This is a genomic window from Streptomyces sp. NPDC028907, from assembly GCF_055564995.1.
Genome location: NZ_JBVHVE010000004.1, coordinates 316,722 through 336,275 on the forward strand (window position 1 = coordinate 316,722; position 19,554 = coordinate 336,275).

Sequence of the window (19,554 nt, forward strand, 5' to 3'; positions counted from 1 at the left end):
GGAGGGAGTGCTGCATACGTAAAAGCGGCGGCGCGCCTGCCCTCAGCCGTCAGCCGTCAGCCGTCAGCCGTCAGCCGTCAGCCGTCCAGGAACTGCCGGTACCACTCCGCGTGTTCGGTCAGTCCTCGCGCGAACCCCACCCCGGGGTCCACCCCCACCCCGGCCCAGAAGCCGTCGTCCGCGAACCAGTGGTCCACGGCGAGCATGTCGAGGTGGTGCAGTGCGCGCGGCTGCCCGGCGAGCCGTGTCCGGGCCTCGTCGACGTCCAGCGGGGCGCCCGGCAGGTGCGGGTCGAGCAGGTCGGCGACCGTGTCGAGCAGTTCCGAAGTGCCGACCGGCTCGGGGTGGTTGACGTGATGCACGCCCGGCAGTTCCCGCTCCGACAGCCCGGCGGCGAGCACCGCACGTCCCAACGCCCGTACGTCGACGACGGACTGCCGGGCGGCGCTTCCCTTGAGGCGCGCTGACAGCAGTCGCACCACGGTGACCAGGCCGGGCACCACCCATCGGTCGCCGGCCCCGAGCACGAGGTGCGGGCGCAGCACGACCCCGCCGGCGCCCAGCACATGCCGCTCCGCGGCGGCGCGGGAACGGCTGGTCGGTGAGGCCGGTGCGAGCGGTGGCCCGCCCGGGAGCGCGGCGGTGAAGGGGCCTCGTCCATATACGGCGGCCGTGCTCACGTAGACGACGCGGGCCACCCCGGCGCGCGTCGCCTCCTCGACGAGGGCGCGGGTGCCGTGATCGTTGACGGTCTCCGTGAGCCGTTCGTCGGAGCCGACGTGCGAGGCGCAGTGCAGGACGACGTCGACGCCGTCGCAGGCACCGCGCAGGGACGCGGGATCGGCCAGGTCGGCCCGTACGACGTCCGCCACCTCGGCATGAGCGTCCGGCAGTCTCCCGGGATCGCGTAAGACGAGCCGGAGCGGGAGCGGTGTGTCGCCGCCCGGCGACTCCCGTACCGACTCCCTTACCGCCGCGACGACATGGCTGCCGACGAAGCCGCTGCCTCCGGTGACGAGGATGCGTGGTGACAAGGTGGGGCCTCCCTCTGACCGACCGATCCGCGCGCCGTGATCAACAGTCGGTGACGGACCCGCCGCGGGTCAATCACGCCCGGGCTCGCCGCACCCAGCACCCCGACTGTCGGACCCGTTCCGTAGAGTCGGTCCAGTCGGTGGCCCGGCCATGGAAAGGAACCCCCGTGCGGCTGCGCTGTGCTGTGCTCGACGACTTCCAGAACGTGGCGACGGAGGTCGCAGACTGGTCGCCGCTCGCGGACGACGTGGAGGTCGTCCCGTTCTCGACCCACTTCCCCGACGAGGACAGCCTGGCCGCGGCGCTCGCCGACTTCGACATCGTGGTCACCCTGCGGGAGCGTGTCCCCTTCCCCGCCTCCCTGATCGCCCGGCTCCCCCGGTTGCGGCTGCTCATCGCCTCCGGCATGCGCAACACCGTCATCGACTACGCCGCCGCCGAGGCACACGGCGTCACGGTCTGCGGTACGGCCAGCACCTCGACCCCGCCCGTCGAACTCACCTGGGCCCTGCTGCTGGGCCTGGCCCGCGGTCTCGTCGAGGAGAGCAACGCCCTGCGCTCCGGGGGCCCCTGGCAGCAGACGGTCGGCGCCGACCTGCACGGGCGTCGCCTCGGACTGCTCGGCCTCGGCAAGATCGGCAGCCGCGTGGCCCGGGTCGGCCTCGCCTTCGGCATGCATGTCACGGCCTGGAGCCAGAACCTGACCAAGGAGTACGCCGACGAGGTGGGCGTCCACCTGGCCGCCTCCAAGGAGGACCTGCTCGCCGACAGCGACTTCGTCTCGATCCACCTCGCCCTCGGCGACCGCACCCGCGGTCTCCTCGGGCCCGCCGAGATCGCCCTGCTCAAGCCGACGGCGTATCTGATCAACACCTCACGCGCGGCGATCGTCGACCAGGACGCCCTGCTCGGCGCCCTGCACGAGGGCCGTATCGCCGGCGCCGGCGTGGACGTCTTCGACATCGAGCCCCTCCCCGCCGACCACCCGATGCGCACGGCTCCCCGTCTGCTCGCCACCCCCCACCTGGGCTATGTCTCGCAGGCCAACTACGCGACGTACTACGGCCAGGCGGTCGAGGACATCCAGGCTTACCTGGCGGGTTCACCGGTGCGGCGGCTGCCCTGAGCTCGGCTGCCGGGGCCCCGCGATCCGGTGGCGGCGGTCAGGCGATGTCGGCGGCCTCGGCGGGCGCGGTCGCGGCCGGCCTTCGGTAGATGCCCTCGCTCCGGCGCAGATGGTGCAGGTCCACCAGATAGCGCCGGAGCGTCACATGGTCGATGTCGTCGCTGTCCTCGCACCAGGCGCGCAGCTTCTCGTTGACGGTGCGCTCCGGGTACTCGACACCCGGCTCGAAGGTCTGTTCGGCGATGTGCCGCAGCACCAGCTTCTTACGGGTCCACCGCGCGGGCAGCCGGACCAGCCGGCCGTCCCGGACGAAGGTCCGCAGGACCGGGTCGGCGGCCCGCTGTTCCCCGGTCACCGGGCTCTCGGCGGCCGGGGCGCCGCGCTCCCGCCGGGCAGCGGTTCGCGCGTACTCCTTGAGCAGTCCGTACGCCACGCCCAGTTCCCCGTCGGCTCCGGTCGTCACCACGCCCTGCTCCCGCAGCCGCAGCAGCGCCAAGGCCGTCTCCTTCGCGGGCAGCCCCGCCGCCCGGGCGACCTGCTCGGCGCTCCCCGCGCCCAGCGCCACGGCCGCGAAGGCACGCACCCGGCTCTCCTCGGCGAACAGTCGGACCAGTTGTTCCGTCGGATCGGTTGCCATGCCCGGAGGCTAGTGGACCCCGGCCCGCGGGGCTGAGTGATTTTTCGCGGAACCCGGCCGGCCTCACCCGTACCGATAGATCCCGGACATGTCCTCCAGCTCGTCCGGAGTGACGTCCCACGGCGGCAGCTTCTCGTTGCGGGCGACGATCCGGCCGTACTGGATGCTGTTGCGGCCCGGCGGTTTCGCCGGGGCATAGCGGTGTTTGCGGTGGCGCCGCTGCCAGCGCTGCCACTGCATGTCGACGAAGGCGTGGACCAGCCAGAACACGGGGTCGTTGACGGACGCGCCGCCGAGCATGGCGCCGCCGACCCAGCGATGGACCCGGTTGTGGTTGCGCCAGGGGTTGTTGCTCCTGCCCCACCCCTCCATCTTGTTGCGGAAGCCCTTGGTCACCGTCGAGTCCCACGGGGAGACGTCGTAGACGGGGTCCTTCAGCGCCCAGTTCAGATCGTCCCGGGTGGGCAGGTCGATCGGCCGGCGCGAGCGGCCCAGGTCCCGGGTGAGGAACTCGACGTTGGTGATCCTCGCCCTGAGCGTCCAGTTGCCCGTCGCGTAGGCGAACGGCCCGGTCATCACCTGCCGGTCCACGGACCGCCCGTTGCCGCCGAGCAGATCGTCGGTCCACGGCACCGCGGTGGTCGAACGGTCCCGGGTCCAGTCCCAGTACGGCACCGTCACCGAGTCGTCGACGCGGCGCAGCGCGTTCTCCAGGTCCAGCACGAACCGGCGGTGCCAGGGCAGGAAGGAGGGCGTCATGTGGGCGGCGCGCAGGCCCCGGTCGCCGTCCCCGCGGAAGTGCTCGATGTGCAGCCGTACGAACTCGTCGTACTCGCCGCTCCGTTTGACCTCGAGCAGTGCCTCGACGAACCGCCGCCGCTCGGTGCGCGTCAGCTTGCTCACGTTCTTACGCACGTACACCATGCTGTGCCTCCCCGTGCGGGTGCCCGCCGTCGAACGGCCCGGGGGCCAGGTCACGCAGCCGCCGCAGGGGGCCGAGTTCGTCGACGGCGGCGCGGGTCGCCTCCAGCGGCGTCCGGTACCAGCTGTAGTGGTCGACCATGCTGAGCCAGGTGCCGTCGGCACGGCGCATCAGATGCAGCGGCCGGCCGTCCACGGTGACCTGCCACTCGGCTCCGAGGGCGGAGAGGCCCTGGAGGGGAAGGGGGGCGCCCTGGATGCGGCGGCCGCGGTAGGTCTCGTCGAAGGGGGTGCCGGTGTCCGGCTGCACGTCCGCGGGCCGTGCGGGCCGGGAAGCGGTGACGACCGGGGTGAGCGCGACGGCGGCGAGCAGCACCCGCGCCACCTCCCGCCGTGTCCGCCTCTCCGGCTCGCTCTGCACCGGGGTGCCCGCCCCTTGCACCGCACCCACCGACACTCCGTCTGCGCTGACGGCCATCGCTCACTCCTCGTACGGTTCGGCTGTTCGTACGAGTAACCGTGCGGGGCCCTCCACGGTCACCGCCGAAGCGCCCATACGGTGCAATGGTCAGCTGGTCCAGAAGTCCCACCAGCGGGTCAGGATCAGCATGCCGACGATCCCGATGTGCAGTACCGGAAGCACCCAGGTGAACTCCGAGAAGAACGTCTTCACGGGGTCCGGCGCGGGCAGGAAGTCGTGGCGTACGACGAAGGACGTCACGTACCAGAAGAGCGGGATCGTCGCGAGCCAGGCCAGGCAGCACCACAGGCACAGGGCGTCGATCCGGTACAGGGACTCGAACTGGAGCCAGGAGACGAACCCGACGCCGAAGAGGCAGCCGGCCGCGAAGGTCAGCCAGTACCAGCGTGGAAACGTGGCCCCGGCCAGCAGGCTGACGCCGACACAGATGACGATGCCGTAGGCCACCAACCCCAGCATCGGGTTGGGGAACCCGAAGGCCTCGGCCTGGTCGCTCTCCATGACGCTGCCGCAGGACACCACGGGGTTGAGGCTGCACCCCGGTGTGAAGTCCGGGTCCTCCAGCAGCTTGAACTTGTCGAGGGTGATGACCCAGGAGGCCAGCAGTCCGGCCGCCCCGCAGACCACCAGCAGCAGGGCGAACGCGCGGCTGCCACCGGCGGTCGGGCGGATCGGCCGTGCGGAGTCGCTCGAGTCAGGGGCCACCGCGCGACCTTATCGACGGCCCGCGGAACTTCCCCGCGTACGCTCCCCCGTCCGGCCGACATGGCGGCGGCCATCCGCCCGATCGGGGGACCGGGCGGTGAGGGGCGGCCGGATGCGGTGCGGTCAGCGGTAGACGCGGAGGAAGTCGACGTCGAAGGTGATGGGCGCCGGACCGCAGGGGGACGGATGGTGCTCGCCCGCGCTCAGCGACAGGTTGAGGATCAGATACGCCGACCAGCCGGGGCCGACGCCGGTGCCGTCGCAGAAGACGTGCTCGCCGTTGACGTACCAGTCGACGCGGTGCGCGCCGTAGCCGGTGCCGATGGTCACCCAGCGGTCCGGGCCGATCGCGTCGGGGTCGGTGTAGTAGTTCGCGGCGTGCCGGACGTGGTTGGACAGCTCCAGCAGATGCGGGTTGTCCGGGTGGTACTCGAAGGAGTCGACCTCGTTCCCGCCGCCCTTCCAGGTCCACAGCGCCGGCCAGGCTCCGGTCCCGGCGGGCAGTCGGACACGGGTCTCGACGTGGTCCCCGGTCCGCACCTGGAAGCCCTCGGCGGAGTACTCGGTGGTGAGCAGGCCGGTGTGCCAGGCCGGCCGGCCGTTCTCGAGGGTGCGGCCGGCCGGTACGGCGGTGAAGGTGGCCACCCCGTCGCGGACGGTGACACAGCGGGGGTCGAGCCAGTCCAGCTTGTTGTCGTCCGGGTTGTGGTCGCAGTAGCGGTAGGCGCTCGATCTGTCGCCGACCCACTTGGTGCCCCAGGCGATCGGGCCGTCGAACTCCTCCGACCAGACGAGCGACCTGCCAGGGGGTGCGCTCGGCGTGGACGTGTCGCTGTAGGTGGTCATGGCGGCGAGGGTAGGCCGCGGGACGTCTCGGACCGGACCGGCGCGACGGAGACCCGGGCAGACAATTCCGAAATTCATCTTTCCGACCAGATGTCAATCCCCCGGAATCCTCCTGCGCATTACATTCTTCACTCGACCGACTTTCATGCGTATGGAGTAACGCGTCGCTTTTACAGGGCCCTTGGACTGCTATGTTCTCCAACCGTCGGATCAGAGGTACTTTCAAGCGAGGTGAATCATGAAGAAGGCAGTTTTCACCACTGCGGCGTTGGCCATCGGTGCGGGTCTTGTGGGTGGCTCCGCCGCAGCGGCGGTCGCCGCCGGGGGTTCGGGCGCTTCCACCAGTCCGATCGGCGGGCTCATGTCCCCGACCAAGGTGGCGCCTGCGGTCGTGCCCGCGGCCGACGTGGTGACGCGACTGGCCCGGGACGGCGGTGTCGCCAAGGGCAGCGCGTTCGACAAGAACAAGTCGGGCGGCATGTCCGGTGTCTACCTGGACGGCATGGACCCGAATGCCGCCAAAAGGCCCACCATTCCGGTGAAGAACCCGGCCGGAAGCGGCGAGGTACAGATCCACCCGCTGCACGCGCCGACGGCCACCGGCCTCGGCACCCTGCTTCCCAACAAGTGACGACCCGGCACCCCTTTGAGTCGGCCGTACCGGCGTATGCCGGCCCCGGAATTCTGAGACTCTGATCCGGTTCTCGACAACCGGAGACCACAGGCAGGCCCGGATACCGAATCCGGACCGGCGACCCGGTCTCCGTACAACGGCGGCCCGCACCCACTGGCCGCCGTGCATCATCCGTCCGGCCCACCGGCCCTCACCCGCCGGTGGGCCGGACGCATGTCGGCGGCGTTCCGGCCGCTCTATTCGGCCCGTCGCACCGCAGATTTCACACGTTGCGCCATCCGAAGGAATCTGGCCGCGTTTGATTGTTCCCGCCGTGACTTATGCATGCATATACGGGTTTCCTTTTCGTAAGCGTGCGCAACCGTGAATTCAGGAAGGAACCGAGTTGCCCAAGAAGTTCGCGGTCATCACGGCCCTCGCCCTCAGCACCGTCGTCGGCACCGCCGGCCTTGCCTCCGCCGGCGAGTACGACGGCAACGGCAAGACCACCACCGTCAAGGGCGGTGACGGCTTCTCCCAGTCCCCCGTCGTCGTGAACGCTCCTCAGCAGGGCGTCCTCGTCGTCAACGGCACTGTCGTCGACGGTCGCTGCCTCGCCCCCTGGTCGAACGGTGCCGTCCTCGGCGGCGTCGTGCCACCGAACTCGCACTACGCCGCCTGCAACACAGCCAAGGTCGACCAGGCGCAGAACGCCCCGTACTCGGGCGGCTTCCTGTTCTGACCGCTGCTCCGAACTATTCGCAGCAGGTGAATTACCCCAACGCAGCCCGAAAGGCGGAACTCATGCGTAAGAAGGTTACGGCCATCTCCGCGCTCGCGGCAGGCATCGCCCTGGCGACCGGCGGCACCGCGGCCGCCGACTCCGACACCACCACGGTCAAGGGCGGCACCGGTTTCTCGTCGTCCCCCGTTGTCGTGAACGAGCCCCAGCAGGGCGTCGCCATCGTGAACGGCACGGTCGTCGACCTGCGCTGTGCCGTGCCGTGGTCGAACGGTGCCGTCCTCGGCGGCGTGGTCGCACCGAACTCGCACTACGCCTCCTGCAACACGGCCAAGATCGACCAGGCGCAGAACGCCCAGTACAAGGGCGGCTTCCTGTTCTGACTCCTGCTCCGAGCAATTCGGAGCAGGTAAATCCCGAACGCAGCCCGGAAAGGCTCAACTCATGCGTAAGAAGGTTACGGCCATCTCCGCCATCGCCGCGGGCATCGTCCTCGCGACCGGTGGCACCGCCGCGGCCGACGGTGACACCACCACGGTCAAGGGCGGCAGCGGCTTCTCGACGTCCCCGGTCGTCGTGAACGAACCGCAGCAGGGCATCGCCGTCGTGAACGGCGCCCTGCTCGACGCTCGCTGCCTCGCCCCGTGGTCGAACGGCGCCGTCCTCGGCGGTGTCGCTGCTCCGAACTCGCACTACGCGGCCTGCAACACGGCCAAGATCGACCAGGCGCAGAACGCCGCGTACAGGGGCGGCTTCCTGTTCTGAGCAGTCTTCGCCCGAGGGCGGTCCGCCGGAATTCCGGCGGACCGCCCTCGGCATTTGTGCAAACAAAGACCGTGGGCCCTGTCTGCGTCAGCGTCAGACAGGGCCCACGGTCAAGAGCGCCGGCAAGGAGGAAAGAGCGCCCGTTCACCGGGTTCAACGCAGCTGTTCCCTCCGTGGTCACCCAGAGTCCTCCGTTCGGCCCAACCGGAATACCAAAAGGCAATCGCACTCCGCCGCACGTGACCAATGCGGTCCGTACACACCGAAGGGCCGGCTCCGATCGACTCGGAGCCGGCCCTGGTCATCGAGCCGAAGGCCAACGGCGCGGCAGAAAGGAACGAGGGGCCGCCGGACCTGCTACTTGATCGGGAGTCCGCCGAGCAGCCGACCGTCGACGGGGTTCGGCAGGGCGCCGCCGAAGACGGGGGTCTTCACCATGCCCTGCGACTCCACGCCCTTCTTCACCTTGTCCGCGGTGCGCTTCACGTTGTTCCCCACGTAGCCCGTCGGCACCTTGGCGGCCGAGGGGAGGCTGCGGGCGACCGTCTTCCCGTTCTCGACGAGGCCCGACGACGGCATGTCCACCGCGGCGGCGCCGGACGCGGTGGCACCGGCGATGGCGAGGGAGCCGGCGACGACGGCAGCAGCCTTGAGGTTCTTCATCATGTTCCTTTCCAGGAATTACACGGTCTCGGTTCTCTTGGGCTAACGAGAGCGGATCCCTCTGGAAACCCTCGTGGCGCCAAATGGGTGGTCCCGCGAATGAAACAACTCCGAAAACACCACCGTTCCCCCACACTTGACCGCTTCTCAGATAAGTATGGATAAGTGTCTTTATTCGAAAGGGCAGCCTCGGTCATGCGCATTGCGCCGCACATCCTGCATGTCACACAGCCCGTCGAGGGCGGTGTCGCGCGGGTCGTGGCGGATCTGGTGGCGGCTCAACTCGCCGCGGGAATGCGGGTGTCCGTGGCCTGTCCGGAGGGCGGCACGCTCACGGACGAACTCAGGGCGCTGGACTGCGCGGTGGTCCGCTGGGACACGTCCCGCGCACCGGGGCTCCGACTCCCGGGCGAGGTACGGCAGTTGGCGCGCGTGGTGCGCGGGGTGCGGCCGGACCTGGTGCACGCGCACAGCGCGAAGGCGGGTCTCGCGGCCCGGCTGGCGGTGCGCGGCGCTCTGCCGACCGTATTCCAGCCGCACGCCTGGTCGTTCGAGGCCGCGGACGGAGTCGTCGCGCGACTGGCGCTGGGCTGGGAGCGGTTCGGGGCCCGGTGGGCGACACGCGTGCTGTGCGTGAGCGAGGCCGAGCGGCGCACCGGAGTGCGGTCCGGCATCGACGCCCCGTGGCGGGTGGTCCCCAACGGGGTGGACACCTTCCGGTTCCGGCCGGAGGGGGACCGCGCGCGATCGGGGGCGGGCCCGCTCGTGGTGTGCGTGGGCCGGCTGTGCCGTCAGAAGGGGCAGGACGTGCTGTTGGCGGGCTGGCCCGAGGTGGTGCGGCAAGTGCCGGGCGCGCGGCTGGTGCTGGTCGGTGACGGTCCGGACGCGGACGGGCTGCGCGCGGGTGCGCCCGGGTCGGTGGAGTTCGCCGGCGCGACGGCCGACACCGCGCGCTGGTACCGGGCCGCGGACGTCGTGGTGCTGCCGTCCCGCTGGGAGGGCATGGCGCTCGCCCCGCTGGAGGCCATGGCGTGCGGCCGGCCGGTCGTCGTCACGGACGTGGACGGGGCGGTCGAGAGCCTTCCGCCCGGCCGTCCGCCGACCTGTCCGGTGCCGCCGGAGGACCCCGAGGCGCTGGCCCGGGCGCTGACGGCGCTGCTGCTCGACGAGCCACTGCGCGTGACGCTGGGCGCTCAGGCCCGGGCGCATGTGCTCGCCCGCCACGCTCTGCGGCACGCCACGGACGCGGTGACCGACGTCTACCGCGAGTTGCTCGGCCTCGCCACCACGAGAGTCGTCGAACCGAACGGGGGCAGGGAGTGCGTCACCACATGACCGCGGAGAGCACCGTCGCGTCGCCGGGGCAGCGGCGGACGGCGCAGGACGCCGTCACCGTTGTCGACCCGCGCGGCCGGGCCGCCGGTCGCCGGGCGGGCTCCGGGCGCGGCTCGCGTCGTCCGCGGCCGGGCTCCCGTGCGCCGCTGTGGCTGGTGGACGGCGGGGCCGCGCTGTCGGCCGCGGTGCTGGTCCTGCCCGCACCGCACCGGTTCTCGCCGGTCATCGTGGTGCTCGTCCTCGGTGTGATCGGGATGAACCGCCGGGCCACGCTGTACGACACCCTCGTCGTCCCCGGCGTACTCGACGAACTCCCCGCCGTCTGCGGCCGGATCGCCGTCGGCTGGGCGGCGGTCGTGGCGGTCTCCCCGCTGCGCTCGCTCCCGCCGGCCGTGCTGGTCGCCGCGATCACCGTGCACTGTCTCGCGGCCTGTGCGGGCCGTGAGGCGGTGCACGCGCGGCGGCGCCGGGCGCTGCGGCGGCGGCCCTGTCCGGCCCTGGTGGTCGGTCCGCTCGCGGTGGCCCGGCTGGTCTCGGCCGCGCTGCTGCGCCAACCGGCTTGTGGCGTACGGCCGGTGGGGCTGCTCGCCGACGACCTGGACGTCCTCGGCGACGCCGACGACGAGGCCGGGCTGCCGGTGCTCACCACGGCGCAGGACGCGCGGCGGGCGGTGATCCAGAACGGGGTGGAGACGGTACTCGTCGTGGGGGCCGCCACCCGGACGGAGAATGCCGCCGTGCTGCGGGGGCTGGCCGCGTACGGCTGTGTGCTGTGGGAGCTGGACGCGGATCCGCCGTCGTACGGCCTCGGTGGGCGCAGTCGGAGGGCGGGGCATCTGGCCGGGTTCCCGCGCAGGTTGCTCGGGCCGCAGGGCGGACAGCGGCGCGGGACCGCGGGCAAGCGAGTGCTGGACGTGGTGTTCTCGGGTCTGCTGCTGGTGCTGGCGGGGCCGGTGCTGCTGGTGTGCGCGGCCGTGCTGCGGATCATGGACGGGCCCGGTGTGGTGTTCCGGCAGGAGCGGATCGGCAAGGACGGTCGGCCGTTCACGATGCTGAAACTGCGCACCCACCGGCCGGCCAGCGCGCACGAGGCGGCGACCCGCTGGAGCGTGGCGAACGAGCAGGACATGAGCCCGTTCTGCCACTTCCTGCGGCGCACCTCGCTGGACGAGCTGCTCCAGCTGTGGAACGTCTTCCGCGGCGACATGAGCCTGGTCGGTCCGCGGCCCGAACGGCCTTACTTCGTCGCCAAGTTCAGCCAGGCCCACCCTGGCTATCCGGCCCGCCACCGGATGCGGACCGGGATCACCGGACTCGCGCAGATCCACGGGCTGCGCGGTGACACCTCGATCGAGGACCGGTGCCGTTACGACAACGCCTACATCGACAACTGGTCGCTGTGGCAGGACATCTGCATCCTGCTGCGCACGGTGACCCAGTTCGTCCGGCCGACAGGGAGCTGAGCACCGGTGAGTACTTCCCCCACGGCCTCTCCCCCGCTCGCGCCGCCCCGGCCGCAGCCGCGGGCCCCGCTGCGCCTGACCGGCCTCCCCGTCCGGTCCGCCCTGTCCGCCCCGTCCCTGCTGTCCGTACTGCCGGTCCTCGCGGTCGTCGTGCTGCTGGGGCTGCCGGTCACGCCGGGCGGCTCGGCCACGCCCGCCGACGCCGCCTCGGGACTGGTCGTGCTGTGTGCGCTAGTCCGGGCCGTGCGAGGGGCCCGGCGTCCGCTGACCCGGACGGCGGCGGTGCTGTTCGGGCTGCCCGTGGTGGGCGTCGCGGTCGCCGCGACGGGGGCGCTGACCACCAGTGACACGCTCACCGGACTGGCCCGCTACCTCCAGGTGTTCGTGCTCGTCCCGGTGGCGGTGCTGCTGCTGGTGCGCGACCGGCGGGGCGCCCGGCTGGTGCTGTGGTCCCTGGTCGGCCTCGCGCTGTGGCAGGGGGCCATCGGGGTGCACCAGAACCTCACCCGGACCGGGGCCCTGTACCAGGGGGCCGACATCCGCGCGGTGGGCACGTTCGGGCCGTCCGACGTGATGGGGATGGCGACCGTCGTGGCGTTCGGCGTCGTGGCCGCGACCGGACTCGCCCTCGGCACGCGGGCGCGGCGAGAGCGGCTGGCCGCGGCCGTGTGCGCGCTGGCCCTGCTCGTGCCGCTCGCGCTGTCCTTCAGCCGGGGCGCCTGGATCGCCACGGCGTTCGCCTGCGGGACCCAGCTGCTGCTGGTCGGGGTGCGCCGGGCGGTGAAGGTGTTCGCGGCGGCGGCCGCGGCCGCGGTGGTGCTGGTGGGCGGGCTCGGCCTGGGCGCGGCGACCTTGCAGGAGCGGTTGACCAGCGTCACCCAGGTCACCGACGCGCCGGACCAGTCGGTCGTCGACCGGTACACGATGTGGGCCGCGGCGGGCGAGATGTGGCGTGGGCATCCGATGACGGGCGTCGGCCTGAAGGCCTTCCCCGCGCACCGGGACGGCCATGCCTCGCTCGCGCTGTCGTCGGGAAGTGACACGGCCGGAGCCGGCCAGGCCTTCCGCCGCCAGCCGCTGCTCTCCCCGCACAACATGTACCTGCTGATCCTCAGCGAACAGGGCATGCTGGGCCTGCTCGCGTTCGCGGGCAGCTGGCTCGCCCTGCTGGTGATCGCGCTGCGCCGGCTGCGGCGCGACGGACGCGCCGTGCGGGACTGCGCGCTCCCGGCGTGCGGGCTGCTGCTGTGGCAGCTCGTCAACTTCCTGTACGCCGACATCGGCGGGCCCTCCACCATCCTCGCGGGGATCTGCCTCGGCCTCGCCGCCTGGTGGGCCCTGGCCCCCGACCGGGACACGGCACCGACCACGGAATCGGGCCCGCGATGAGGCCCCGCCCGGCCACGACCGCGAGCGCCCCCGAGCAGGCGTCCGGCGGGGGCGCCCCGCCCGTCGCCGACGGCGTCCGTCCCGACCCGCCGACCGTCCGGCGGACCGGGGCGCCCTCGCGGCGCTTCCTCGCCAGGGCGACGCTGCTCTCCGCCGCGCTGTCGATGGCCGGGGCGGTCCTCGGACTCGGGCGGGACCAGACGCTCGCCCACCTGTTCGGGGCCGGGGTGGACAGCGACGCGTTCCTCGTCGCGTGGACGCTGCCGGAGCTGGCGTCCACGCTGCTGATCGAGGACGGGATGGCGTTCGTGCTCGTGCCCGCGTTCAGCGTGGCGCTGGCTCGGCGGGCCCGTGGCGCGGACGCGCCCGACCCCGTGCGCGCCCTGGTCACGGCCTCGCTGCCGCGGCTGTGCCTGGTCCTCGCCGGCTCGGCCGCCGTGCTCGCGGCGCTGGCCCCGCAGGTGGTGGCCGTGCTCGCGCCCGGCCTGCCCGACCCGGCCCTGGCCGTGTCCTGCACCCGGCTGACGGCGACCTGTGTCCTGAGCTTCGGGCTCGCCGGGTACTTCAGCGCGGCGCTGCGGGCCCACCGCGACTATCTCGCGCCGGGCGCCATCTACATCGCCTACAACCTCGCGATCATCGCGACGATGTTCGTGCTCGCCGACCGCTGGGGCGTACGGGCCGCCGCGCTCGGTGTCGCGATCGGCGGGTGCGTCATGGCCGCCGTACAGGCGCCGACCCTGTGGCGGCGGATCGCCGAGGGCCGGGGACCCGGCCGCTTCGCGCCGGTCTCCGGGTACGACGGGGACGCCGAGTACGGCGAGGACGGCGGCCGGACGCTCGTGCCGGCCCTGGTCTGCGCGGTCCTGCTGTTCACCCTGTGCCGGCAGTCGCAGGTCCTCATCGAGCGCTACTTCGCCTCCGGGCTGCCCGCCGGTGCCATCTCGCACCTCAACTACGCCCAGAAGGTCGCCCAGTTGCCGATGTCGCTGGCGATGATGGTGTGCGTCGTCACCTTCCCGGTGGTGGCGCGGGCCATCGCCGAGGGCGACCTGCGGCGGGCCCGGGACCGGGTCGAACGGGACCTGACGCTGATGGGCTGCCTCGTGCTGCTCGGCGCCGCCGTGGTCGTGGCCGGCGCCCCGCAGATCGTCCAACTCCTCTTCCAGCGCGGCGCGTTCACCGCCGAGGACACCGCGGCGACCGCCGCCGTCATGCGGGTGTACGCGGTGGGGCTGCTCGGGCACACGCTGGTCGGGGCGCTGGTGCGGTCGTACTTCTCGACCGGCCGCACCACCTGGTTCCCGCTGCTCGCCATGGGGGCCGGCGCGCTCGCCACCGCCGTCATCGGCGCCTGGGCCGTGGACCCGTGGGGCGCACGCGGTCTCGCCGCGGCCAACGCGGCCGGCATCACCCTCACGGCACTTGTGCTGCTGAAGGGGCTGGGGCCGCGCAGCGTGCCCGTGCGGGTCGGGTCGGTCGTCGCCGAGTTGTCGCGGCCGGTGCGTGCGGCCGTGTGCGCCGCCGGAGCCGGGCTGTTCTGCGGGGGGCTGTTCGACTCCCCCACGGCCGCCCTCGCCGTCGGCTGCGCCTGCGCGACCGTCGTCTTCCTGTCGCTGGCCTGGATCCTCGACGCGGCGGGCGTCCGGGCCCTTCTGCTTCCCGTCACGCACTCCGTCCGCAGCTCCCTCACCCGAAAGCTTCGCCATGGTCGCTGACATCTCCGCCGCCCCACGCGCGGCCGAACCCGATCCCGACCCGGTCGCGGGGGGACGCCCGAGAAGTGGTTCCGCCGCCTGGGTGGCCATGTACCACTCCGTCTCCGACTGCCGGGACGACCCGTACAACGTCACCGTCACGCCCGATCGCCTGGACCGGCAACTCGGCTGGCTCGCGGCCCGCGGACTGCGCGGGGTGAGCGTCCGGGAACTGCTCGCGGCGCGCGCCCGGGGTGCCGAGCGCGGCCTGGTCGGACTCACCTTCGACGACGGGTACACCGACTTCCTCACCCACGCGGTGCCCGTGCTGCACCGCTGGGGCTTCTCGGCCACCGTGTTCGTCCTGCCCGGGCGGCTCGGCGGCGAGAACTCCTGGGAGCCGACCGGCCCGCGCAAACCGCTGTTCGACGTGGCCGACGTCCGCCGTGCCGTGGCCGCGGGCATGGAGGTCGCCTCGCACGGGCTGACCCACGTCAACCTGACCAGGGCCACCGACGAGGCGCTGCACTCCGAGGTCGACGAGAGCCGGCAGCGGCTCGCCGCCCTCACCGGAGGCGACGTCGACGGCTTCTGCTACCCGTACGGCTGTCTCGACGAGCGTGTCGTCGCCGCCGTACGCCGGGCCGGCTACCGCTACGCCTGCGCGATCTCCCACGGCCCGGCCGGCGCCGGCGACCTCGCGCTGCCCCGCATCCACCTCGGGCAGGCGGACACCTCGCTGCGGCTGGAGCTCAAGCGCCGCCTGGCCCGGTACTACGGCCGCGCCCTGGAGGCCGTGTGAAGGCCCTGCACGTCATCACCGGCCTCGGAGTGGGCGGCGCGGAGCAGCAGTTGCGGCTGCTGCTGCGGCACCTGCCCGCGCAGTGCGACGTGGTGACGCTGACCAACCCCGGTTCCGTCGCGGCCGGGCTGGCCGCCGACGGCGTCCGGGTCGCGCATCTCGGGATGAGCGGCAACCGTGACGTCGACGCGCTGCCCCGCCTCACCCGGCTGATCCGCGCCGGCCGCTACGACCTGGTGCACACCCACCTGTACCGGGCCTGTCTGTACGGCCGGATCGCGGCGCGGCTCGCGGGGGTCCGGACCGTCGTCGCCACCGAGCACTCGATCGGCACGAGCCGGCTGGAGGGCCGGCCACTGACCTCGGGTGTGCGCGCCCTCTACCTGGCCGGCGAGCGCCTCGGCCGCGCCACGGTCGCCGTGTCGCCGACGGTGGCGCAACGGCTGCGGCACTGGGGTGTGCCCGGGCCACGCATCCGGGTCATCCCGAACGGCGTCGACGCGCCCCGGTTCCGCTTCGACGAGGGGCGCCGCAGTCAGGCCCGGGCGTTCCACGGGCTGCCGGCGGACGCGTACGTCGTCGGCGGCGTGGGACGCCTCACCCCGGGCAAGCGGTTCGACGTGCTGGTGCGGGCGCTGCACCAACTGCCCGGCGACGTACGGCTGCTGCTGGTGGGTGCCGGACCCGAGGAGGCGGCGCTGCGGCGCACCGCGCAGCGGCTCGGGGTCGCCGAGCGGATGGTGCTGGCGGGCGAGCGCCCGTATCTGTCCCTCCCCGGCGACGACGCGCCCGGTCTCGCCGCCCTGCTGTCCGCGATGGACGTGCTCGCCTCGCCGTCACCCGAGGAGGCCTTCGGCCTGGCCGTGGTCGAGGCGCTGGCGGCCGGGCTTCCCGTGCTGTACGCGAGCTGCCCCGCCGTCGACGACATGCCGCCGGACGCGGCCCCCGGAGCCCGGCGTGTCCGGGGTGGGGCCGAGGCGTACGCGCGGGAACTGCTGCGGCTGCGGGCGGCGGTGGGACGGGACGAGCGGACCGTCCCCGACGTCGTACGCCGCTATGACATCGCGCGTACCGCGCGGCAGTTGATGGATCTGTACACGGACGCTCTGTCCGGCTCGAACCTGGAAGTGAGTTCCTCATGACAGACAACCCCGATGAGGGTGCCCGGGTGGCCGACCGTCCGCGCTTTCGCGTGACACGGCTGGCCTCATGGTGGTGGCTGCCGGCCGCCGCGCTGGTCGGTGCCGCGGCCGGTGGCGCCTACGGTCAGCTGAGACCCCCGCAGTACACGGCGACCAGCTCCGTCGTCGCCGTCCCGAACGGCACGACCGAGGCCGACTGCACCGACGCGCTCGGCTTCGCGCAGGCCTACGGCCGGGTGGCCACGCAGCTCGCGGTGCTCGGCGACGCCCAGGTGTGGGCGGGGGTACCGGTCTCGACGCTGCGCGAGAGCGTGGACGTGGCGACCTCGCCGGACGCGCCGATGGTGGCGGTGTCGGCGACCGCGTCGAAGCCCTCGCAGGCCGTCGACATCGCCAACGCCGTGTCCCGTGCGCTGATCACGGAGGCGGACCACAGCCGTTCGCGCACCGGCATCCGGCTCGAACGCCTCTCCCGTGCCCTGAAGCCCACCGAGCCGTCGTCCGCGTCCCCGGCGCTGGCCTCGCTGGTGGGTGCCGGCGCCGGCGGTCTGCTGGGCGGCCTCGCCCTGCTGGCCCGGCCGCGGCGTACCCCGGAGGACGACGACGACCAGAGCCACGCCTCGGTCCCCGGCCCGGCAGGCGCCGCCGACGCCCGCGGGACGCTTGGGTGAGCGGGTACGGGCGCGCGCTGTCGGTGGAGGTGTGCACCGACGAGCGCGCCTTCGCGGAGCTGGCCGGCGACTGGGAACGCCTGCACGGCGCGTGCCCGTCCGCGACCGCGTTCCAGAGCCATGCCTGGCTGCACTCGTGGTGGCAGTCGTACGGCAGGCCGGGCCGGCTGCGGCTGGTGCTGGTGCGCAAGGGCGGTGCGCTGGTTGCGGCGGCGCCGCTGATGCAGGTACGGCGGCCGTTGCCGGCGCTGGTGCCGATGGGCGGTGCCATCACCGACATCTGCGATGTGCTCATCGACGACGAGGTGGCCGCTCCGGCCGCCGGGGCGCTCGCGGACGCGCTGGCGGAGCTGGCGCGCACCGCCCTGGTCGACTTCCGTGAGGTGCGGCCGGGCGGCGCGATGGAACGTGTCTACCTGTGCTGGCGCGGCCCGCGGCACCGGCTGCCCGACTCGGTGTGCCTGGAGCTGCCCGCCGTACCGATGGACGAGCTGGTCGGGCGGCTGTCGTCACGGCACGCCCAGCGGGTCCGCAACAAGGTGAACCGGCTCGCGCGGCTCGGCATCGAGTGGCGCCTCGTGTGCGGCGACGACACCGACGCCGCGCTGCGTCGGCTGCTCGCACTGCACCGCCTGCAATGGCAGGGCAGACGGATGTCGTCGGAGCACGCGCGGCCGCGCTTCCTGGAGCACCTGGTCCGCTCAGCGGCGCCGATGACCCGGTCCGGGCAGGCGGCGGTGATGGAGTTCCTGCTCGACGGCACGGTGGTGGCGGTCAATCTGAACCTGCTGTCGGGACGGCCGGGAGGTCTGGCGGGCACCTACCTCTACGGCTTCCATCCGCAGCTGCGGGAACGGAAGGTGGACGTGGCGGCGATGCTGCTGCACGCCTCCACCGAACACCTCACGTCGGTCGACGGACACCGGGTGCTGAGCCTGCTGCGCGGTGACGAGCCGTACAAGTACCGCTGGCACCCCGAGAGGGTCGTCAACCAGCGCCTGCTGCTGGCCCGGCGCCGCACCGCTCCGCTGCTGGCGGCGGTCGTCGCGCAGGCGGGTGCGCGACAGCGGGTCAAGCGGATGCTGCGCCGCGAGCCGGAACAGTCGCAACAGGCGGAACAGGCGGAACAGCAGTAGCTCCGTTCCCCCCTCACTCGGTCCCGGTCCCTTCACTCAGGCCACTTCACACAGGCGCGGAGTTCCCCGCCGACCTGGTGCTTCAGCCATTTCGCGAGCTCCAGCGGGGTGCAGCGCGGCAGCTGCGAGGGCATGGGCGTCGGCGTGGATGCCGGCGTCGATGCCGGCCGCGGTGGCTGGGCCTGGGTCGTGGGCCGGTTCGGGAACGAAACCGGCGGCCCCGGTTTCGGCCGTGGGGTGGTCGGGGTGGAGAGCAGGGCGCGGTACAGGGCGGAGGCACGCGGGTTCTCGGAGCACAGCCACACGCCGTGCGGGCAGTAGTCGGTGATGGTGTTGTACAGCGGCTTGTGCTCGTCCATCCAGGCGAGCATGCGCAGCATGTACGTGATGTTGTCGCCGTTGTGGAACAGGCCCCATTCCGGATACGAGATCGGCTTGCCGTGCCCGCGTACGAAGTCCACGTGGTGCTGGAGGCCGTAGGGCTCGGAGACCTGTTCGTCGAAGCTCATCCCGCGCGGCTGGTCGTAGGCGTCCATGCCGATGATGTCGACGACGTCGTCGCCGGGGTAGCACTCGGGCCAGGGGATCGCGTCCATGCCGCGGCTCGGGGCGAAGTCGAACCTGAAGTGCTGGCCGTCGACCGCTCGCATGACGCCGACGATGCGCTTCCAGTACCGCTTCCAGCTGTCCGGGTCGGGGGCGCAGCGGTGGGTGTAGCTGAGGCCGTTCATCTCCCAGCCGAGCACGATGACCGTGTCCGGCACGCCCAGGTCGACCAGGCGTTCGGCCAGCACCCTGAAGTGCTCGTCGAACGCGCCGTCCGCGCCGAGCCGCAGCAGCTCGCGCACCTCGGCGTCGGGCACGTTCTCCTCGTTGCGCTCCATCATCGGCACGTTGAGCACGAGCATCCGCTCTGCCTTGGCCCGCCGCCAGCCGGCCCAGCTGTCGAGAAACCCGGGCGCCCCCTCGATGTTGTGCCACACGTCCCCCGGCAGATAGGTGTGCCCCACCCGCGGCTCCTGCCCGTCCAGCCAACGGCTGAGCTCCTGCATACGCCGCACACCGGCGGGCCCGTAGTGCAGGTACGCCCCGAACGCCGGGCCGCGCGCGACGGCTCCCGGCGGGGAGTGGGCACCGCCCGGGGGCGACGGCTGGTCGGAGGAGACCGCGAAGGCCACCCCCGGCCCCAGGGCGGCCACCCCGACCAAGCCGGCGACGAGGAACGCCGTCCCGCGGCGAACGGTCCGACGAGAGGCAGGGGCCATGCGTCCTCCTTGGTACGGCTACGCCTTCGGAGCTCCTTCCGCACCTGATACATAGTCATATACGCTCACATTTCACCAACCGGACGCACCCGAATGGCCCCCCTCACCCCACCCCACCCC

21 protein-coding genes are annotated in these 19,554 nt (G+C 72.4%); 13 read left to right on the forward strand and 8 right to left on the reverse strand.

The features are described from left to right. Positions 1 to 77 precede the first annotated feature (77 nt). Positions 78 to 1,034, reverse strand: a complete 957-nt coding sequence (locus ACZ4UU_RS14065; RefSeq protein WP_468039649.1) for an NAD-dependent epimerase/dehydratase family protein — start codon at positions 1,032 to 1,034, stop codon at positions 78 to 80. Positions 1,035 to 1,201: 167 nt separating this feature from the next. Here ACZ4UU_RS14065 and ACZ4UU_RS14070 point away from each other — a divergent pair, with 167 nt between their 5' ends. Beyond that, positions 1,202 to 2,161 carry a D-2-hydroxyacid dehydrogenase family protein gene (locus ACZ4UU_RS14070; protein WP_468039651.1) on the forward strand — a complete coding sequence of 320 codons (960 nt, stop codon included), beginning with the start codon at positions 1,202 to 1,204 and terminating at the stop codon, positions 2,159 to 2,161. Positions 2,162 to 2,198: 37 nt separating this feature from the next. Here ACZ4UU_RS14070 and ACZ4UU_RS14075 read toward each other — a convergent pair whose 3' ends face one another. The 5 genes from ACZ4UU_RS14075 to ACZ4UU_RS14095 form a co-directional block, all read right to left on the reverse strand. Then, positions 2,199 to 2,798 carry a DUF2087 domain-containing protein gene (locus ACZ4UU_RS14075; RefSeq protein ID WP_468039652.1) on the reverse strand — a complete coding sequence of 200 codons (600 nt, stop codon included), beginning with the start codon at positions 2,796 to 2,798 and terminating at the stop codon, positions 2,199 to 2,201. Between the two features lie 63 nt (positions 2,799 to 2,861). After that, complete coding sequence (locus tag ACZ4UU_RS14080) at positions 2,862 to 3,722, reverse strand: tyrosinase family protein (protein WP_468039654.1); 861 nt, start codon at positions 3,720 to 3,722, stop codon at positions 2,862 to 2,864. After that, positions 3,706 to 4,197, reverse strand: a complete 492-nt coding sequence (locus tag ACZ4UU_RS14085) for a tyrosinase family oxidase copper chaperone (RefSeq protein ID WP_468039656.1) — start codon at positions 4,195 to 4,197, stop codon at positions 3,706 to 3,708. Before ACZ4UU_RS14085 ends, ACZ4UU_RS14080 begins: the two co-directional genes overlap by 17 nt. Before the next feature lie 90 nt (positions 4,198 to 4,287). Continuing rightward, on the reverse strand, positions 4,288 to 4,905 hold the full coding sequence (locus tag ACZ4UU_RS14090) for a vitamin K epoxide reductase family protein (protein ID WP_468039658.1): 618 nt from the start codon (positions 4,903 to 4,905) through the stop codon (positions 4,288 to 4,290). A gap of 123 nt (positions 4,906 to 5,028) precedes the next feature. Then, a complete protein-coding gene (locus ACZ4UU_RS14095) occupies positions 5,029 to 5,751 on the reverse strand; it encodes a glycoside hydrolase family 16 protein (protein WP_468039659.1) in 723 nt (240 codons plus the stop codon). A 238-nt stretch (positions 5,752 to 5,989) separates the two neighbouring features. On the opposite strand from ACZ4UU_RS14095, the gene ACZ4UU_RS14100 reads away from it, so the two are divergent. The 4 genes from ACZ4UU_RS14100 (at position 5,990) to ACZ4UU_RS14115 (ending at position 7,871) form a co-directional block, all read left to right on the forward strand. Beyond that, positions 5,990 to 6,382 carry a hypothetical protein gene (locus ACZ4UU_RS14100; protein ID WP_468039661.1) on the forward strand — a complete coding sequence of 131 codons (393 nt, stop codon included), beginning with the start codon at positions 5,990 to 5,992 and terminating at the stop codon, positions 6,380 to 6,382. A 388-nt stretch (positions 6,383 to 6,770) separates the two neighbouring features. Further along, positions 6,771 to 7,106 carry a hypothetical protein gene (locus ACZ4UU_RS14105; RefSeq protein ID WP_468039663.1) on the forward strand — a complete coding sequence of 112 codons (336 nt, stop codon included), beginning with the start codon at positions 6,771 to 6,773 and terminating at the stop codon, positions 7,104 to 7,106. 62 nt (positions 7,107 to 7,168) lie between these two features. Beyond that, on the forward strand, positions 7,169 to 7,489 hold the full coding sequence (locus ACZ4UU_RS14110) for a hypothetical protein (protein ID WP_468039665.1): 321 nt from the start codon (positions 7,169 to 7,171) through the stop codon (positions 7,487 to 7,489). 61 nt (positions 7,490 to 7,550) lie between these two features. Beyond that, positions 7,551 to 7,871, forward strand: coding sequence for a hypothetical protein (locus ACZ4UU_RS14115; RefSeq protein WP_468039667.1), 321 nt, complete (start codon positions 7,551 to 7,553; stop codon positions 7,869 to 7,871). Positions 7,872 to 8,228: 357 nt separating this feature from the next. Here the strand turns inward: ACZ4UU_RS14115 and ACZ4UU_RS14120 are convergent, their stop codons facing one another. Next, entirely contained in the window at positions 8,229 to 8,537 is a 309-nt protein-coding gene (locus ACZ4UU_RS14120) for a hypothetical protein (RefSeq protein ID WP_468039668.1), read from the reverse strand. A gap of 192 nt (positions 8,538 to 8,729) precedes the next feature. On the opposite strand from ACZ4UU_RS14120, the gene ACZ4UU_RS14125 reads away from it, so the two are divergent. The 8 genes from ACZ4UU_RS14125 (at position 8,730) to ACZ4UU_RS14160 (ending at position 18,169) form a co-directional block, all read left to right on the forward strand. Further along, entirely contained in the window at positions 8,730 to 9,869 is a 1,140-nt protein-coding gene (locus ACZ4UU_RS14125) for a glycosyltransferase (protein WP_468039670.1), read from the forward strand. After that, positions 9,866 to 11,332, forward strand: a complete 1,467-nt coding sequence (locus ACZ4UU_RS14130) for an exopolysaccharide biosynthesis polyprenyl glycosylphosphotransferase (RefSeq protein ID WP_468039672.1) — start codon at positions 9,866 to 9,868, stop codon at positions 11,330 to 11,332. The genes ACZ4UU_RS14125 and ACZ4UU_RS14130 overlap by 4 nt, the downstream gene beginning before the upstream one ends. A gap of 69 nt (positions 11,333 to 11,401) precedes the next feature. Continuing rightward, a complete protein-coding gene (locus ACZ4UU_RS14135; protein ID WP_468040196.1) occupies positions 11,402 to 12,721 on the forward strand; it encodes an O-antigen ligase family protein in 1,320 nt (439 codons plus the stop codon). Next, on the forward strand, positions 12,718 to 14,439 hold the full coding sequence (gene murJ / locus ACZ4UU_RS14140) for a murein biosynthesis integral membrane protein MurJ (protein ID WP_468039674.1): 1,722 nt from the start codon (positions 12,718 to 12,720) through the stop codon (positions 14,437 to 14,439). Before ACZ4UU_RS14135 ends, murJ begins: the two co-directional genes overlap by 4 nt. Next, on the forward strand, positions 14,429 to 15,220 hold the full coding sequence (locus tag ACZ4UU_RS14145; RefSeq protein WP_468039676.1) for a polysaccharide deacetylase family protein: 792 nt from the start codon (positions 14,429 to 14,431) through the stop codon (positions 15,218 to 15,220). Before murJ ends, ACZ4UU_RS14145 begins: the two co-directional genes overlap by 11 nt. Beyond that, positions 15,217 to 16,362 carry a glycosyltransferase gene (locus ACZ4UU_RS14150; RefSeq protein ID WP_468039678.1) on the forward strand — a complete coding sequence of 382 codons (1,146 nt, stop codon included), beginning with the start codon at positions 15,217 to 15,219 and terminating at the stop codon, positions 16,360 to 16,362. The genes ACZ4UU_RS14145 and ACZ4UU_RS14150 overlap by 4 nt, the downstream gene beginning before the upstream one ends. Continuing rightward, the gene (locus ACZ4UU_RS14155) at positions 16,359 to 17,033 is read left to right on the forward strand and encodes a YveK family protein (protein WP_468039680.1); all 675 of its coding nucleotides are present in this window, start codon (positions 16,359 to 16,361) and stop codon (positions 17,031 to 17,033) included. Before ACZ4UU_RS14150 ends, ACZ4UU_RS14155 begins: the two co-directional genes overlap by 4 nt. Continuing rightward, positions 17,030 to 18,169: a GNAT family N-acetyltransferase gene (locus tag ACZ4UU_RS14160; protein ID WP_468039682.1), complete on the forward strand. Its 1,140-nt coding sequence runs from the start codon at positions 17,030 to 17,032 to the stop codon at positions 18,167 to 18,169. Before ACZ4UU_RS14155 ends, ACZ4UU_RS14160 begins: the two co-directional genes overlap by 4 nt. A 32-nt stretch (positions 18,170 to 18,201) precedes the next feature. Here ACZ4UU_RS14160 and ACZ4UU_RS14165 read toward each other — a convergent pair whose 3' ends face one another. Further along, positions 18,202 to 19,434, reverse strand: coding sequence for a glycoside hydrolase family 26 protein (locus ACZ4UU_RS14165; protein ID WP_468039683.1), 1,233 nt, complete (start codon positions 19,432 to 19,434; stop codon positions 18,202 to 18,204). Positions 19,435 to 19,554: the final 120 nt, after the last annotated feature.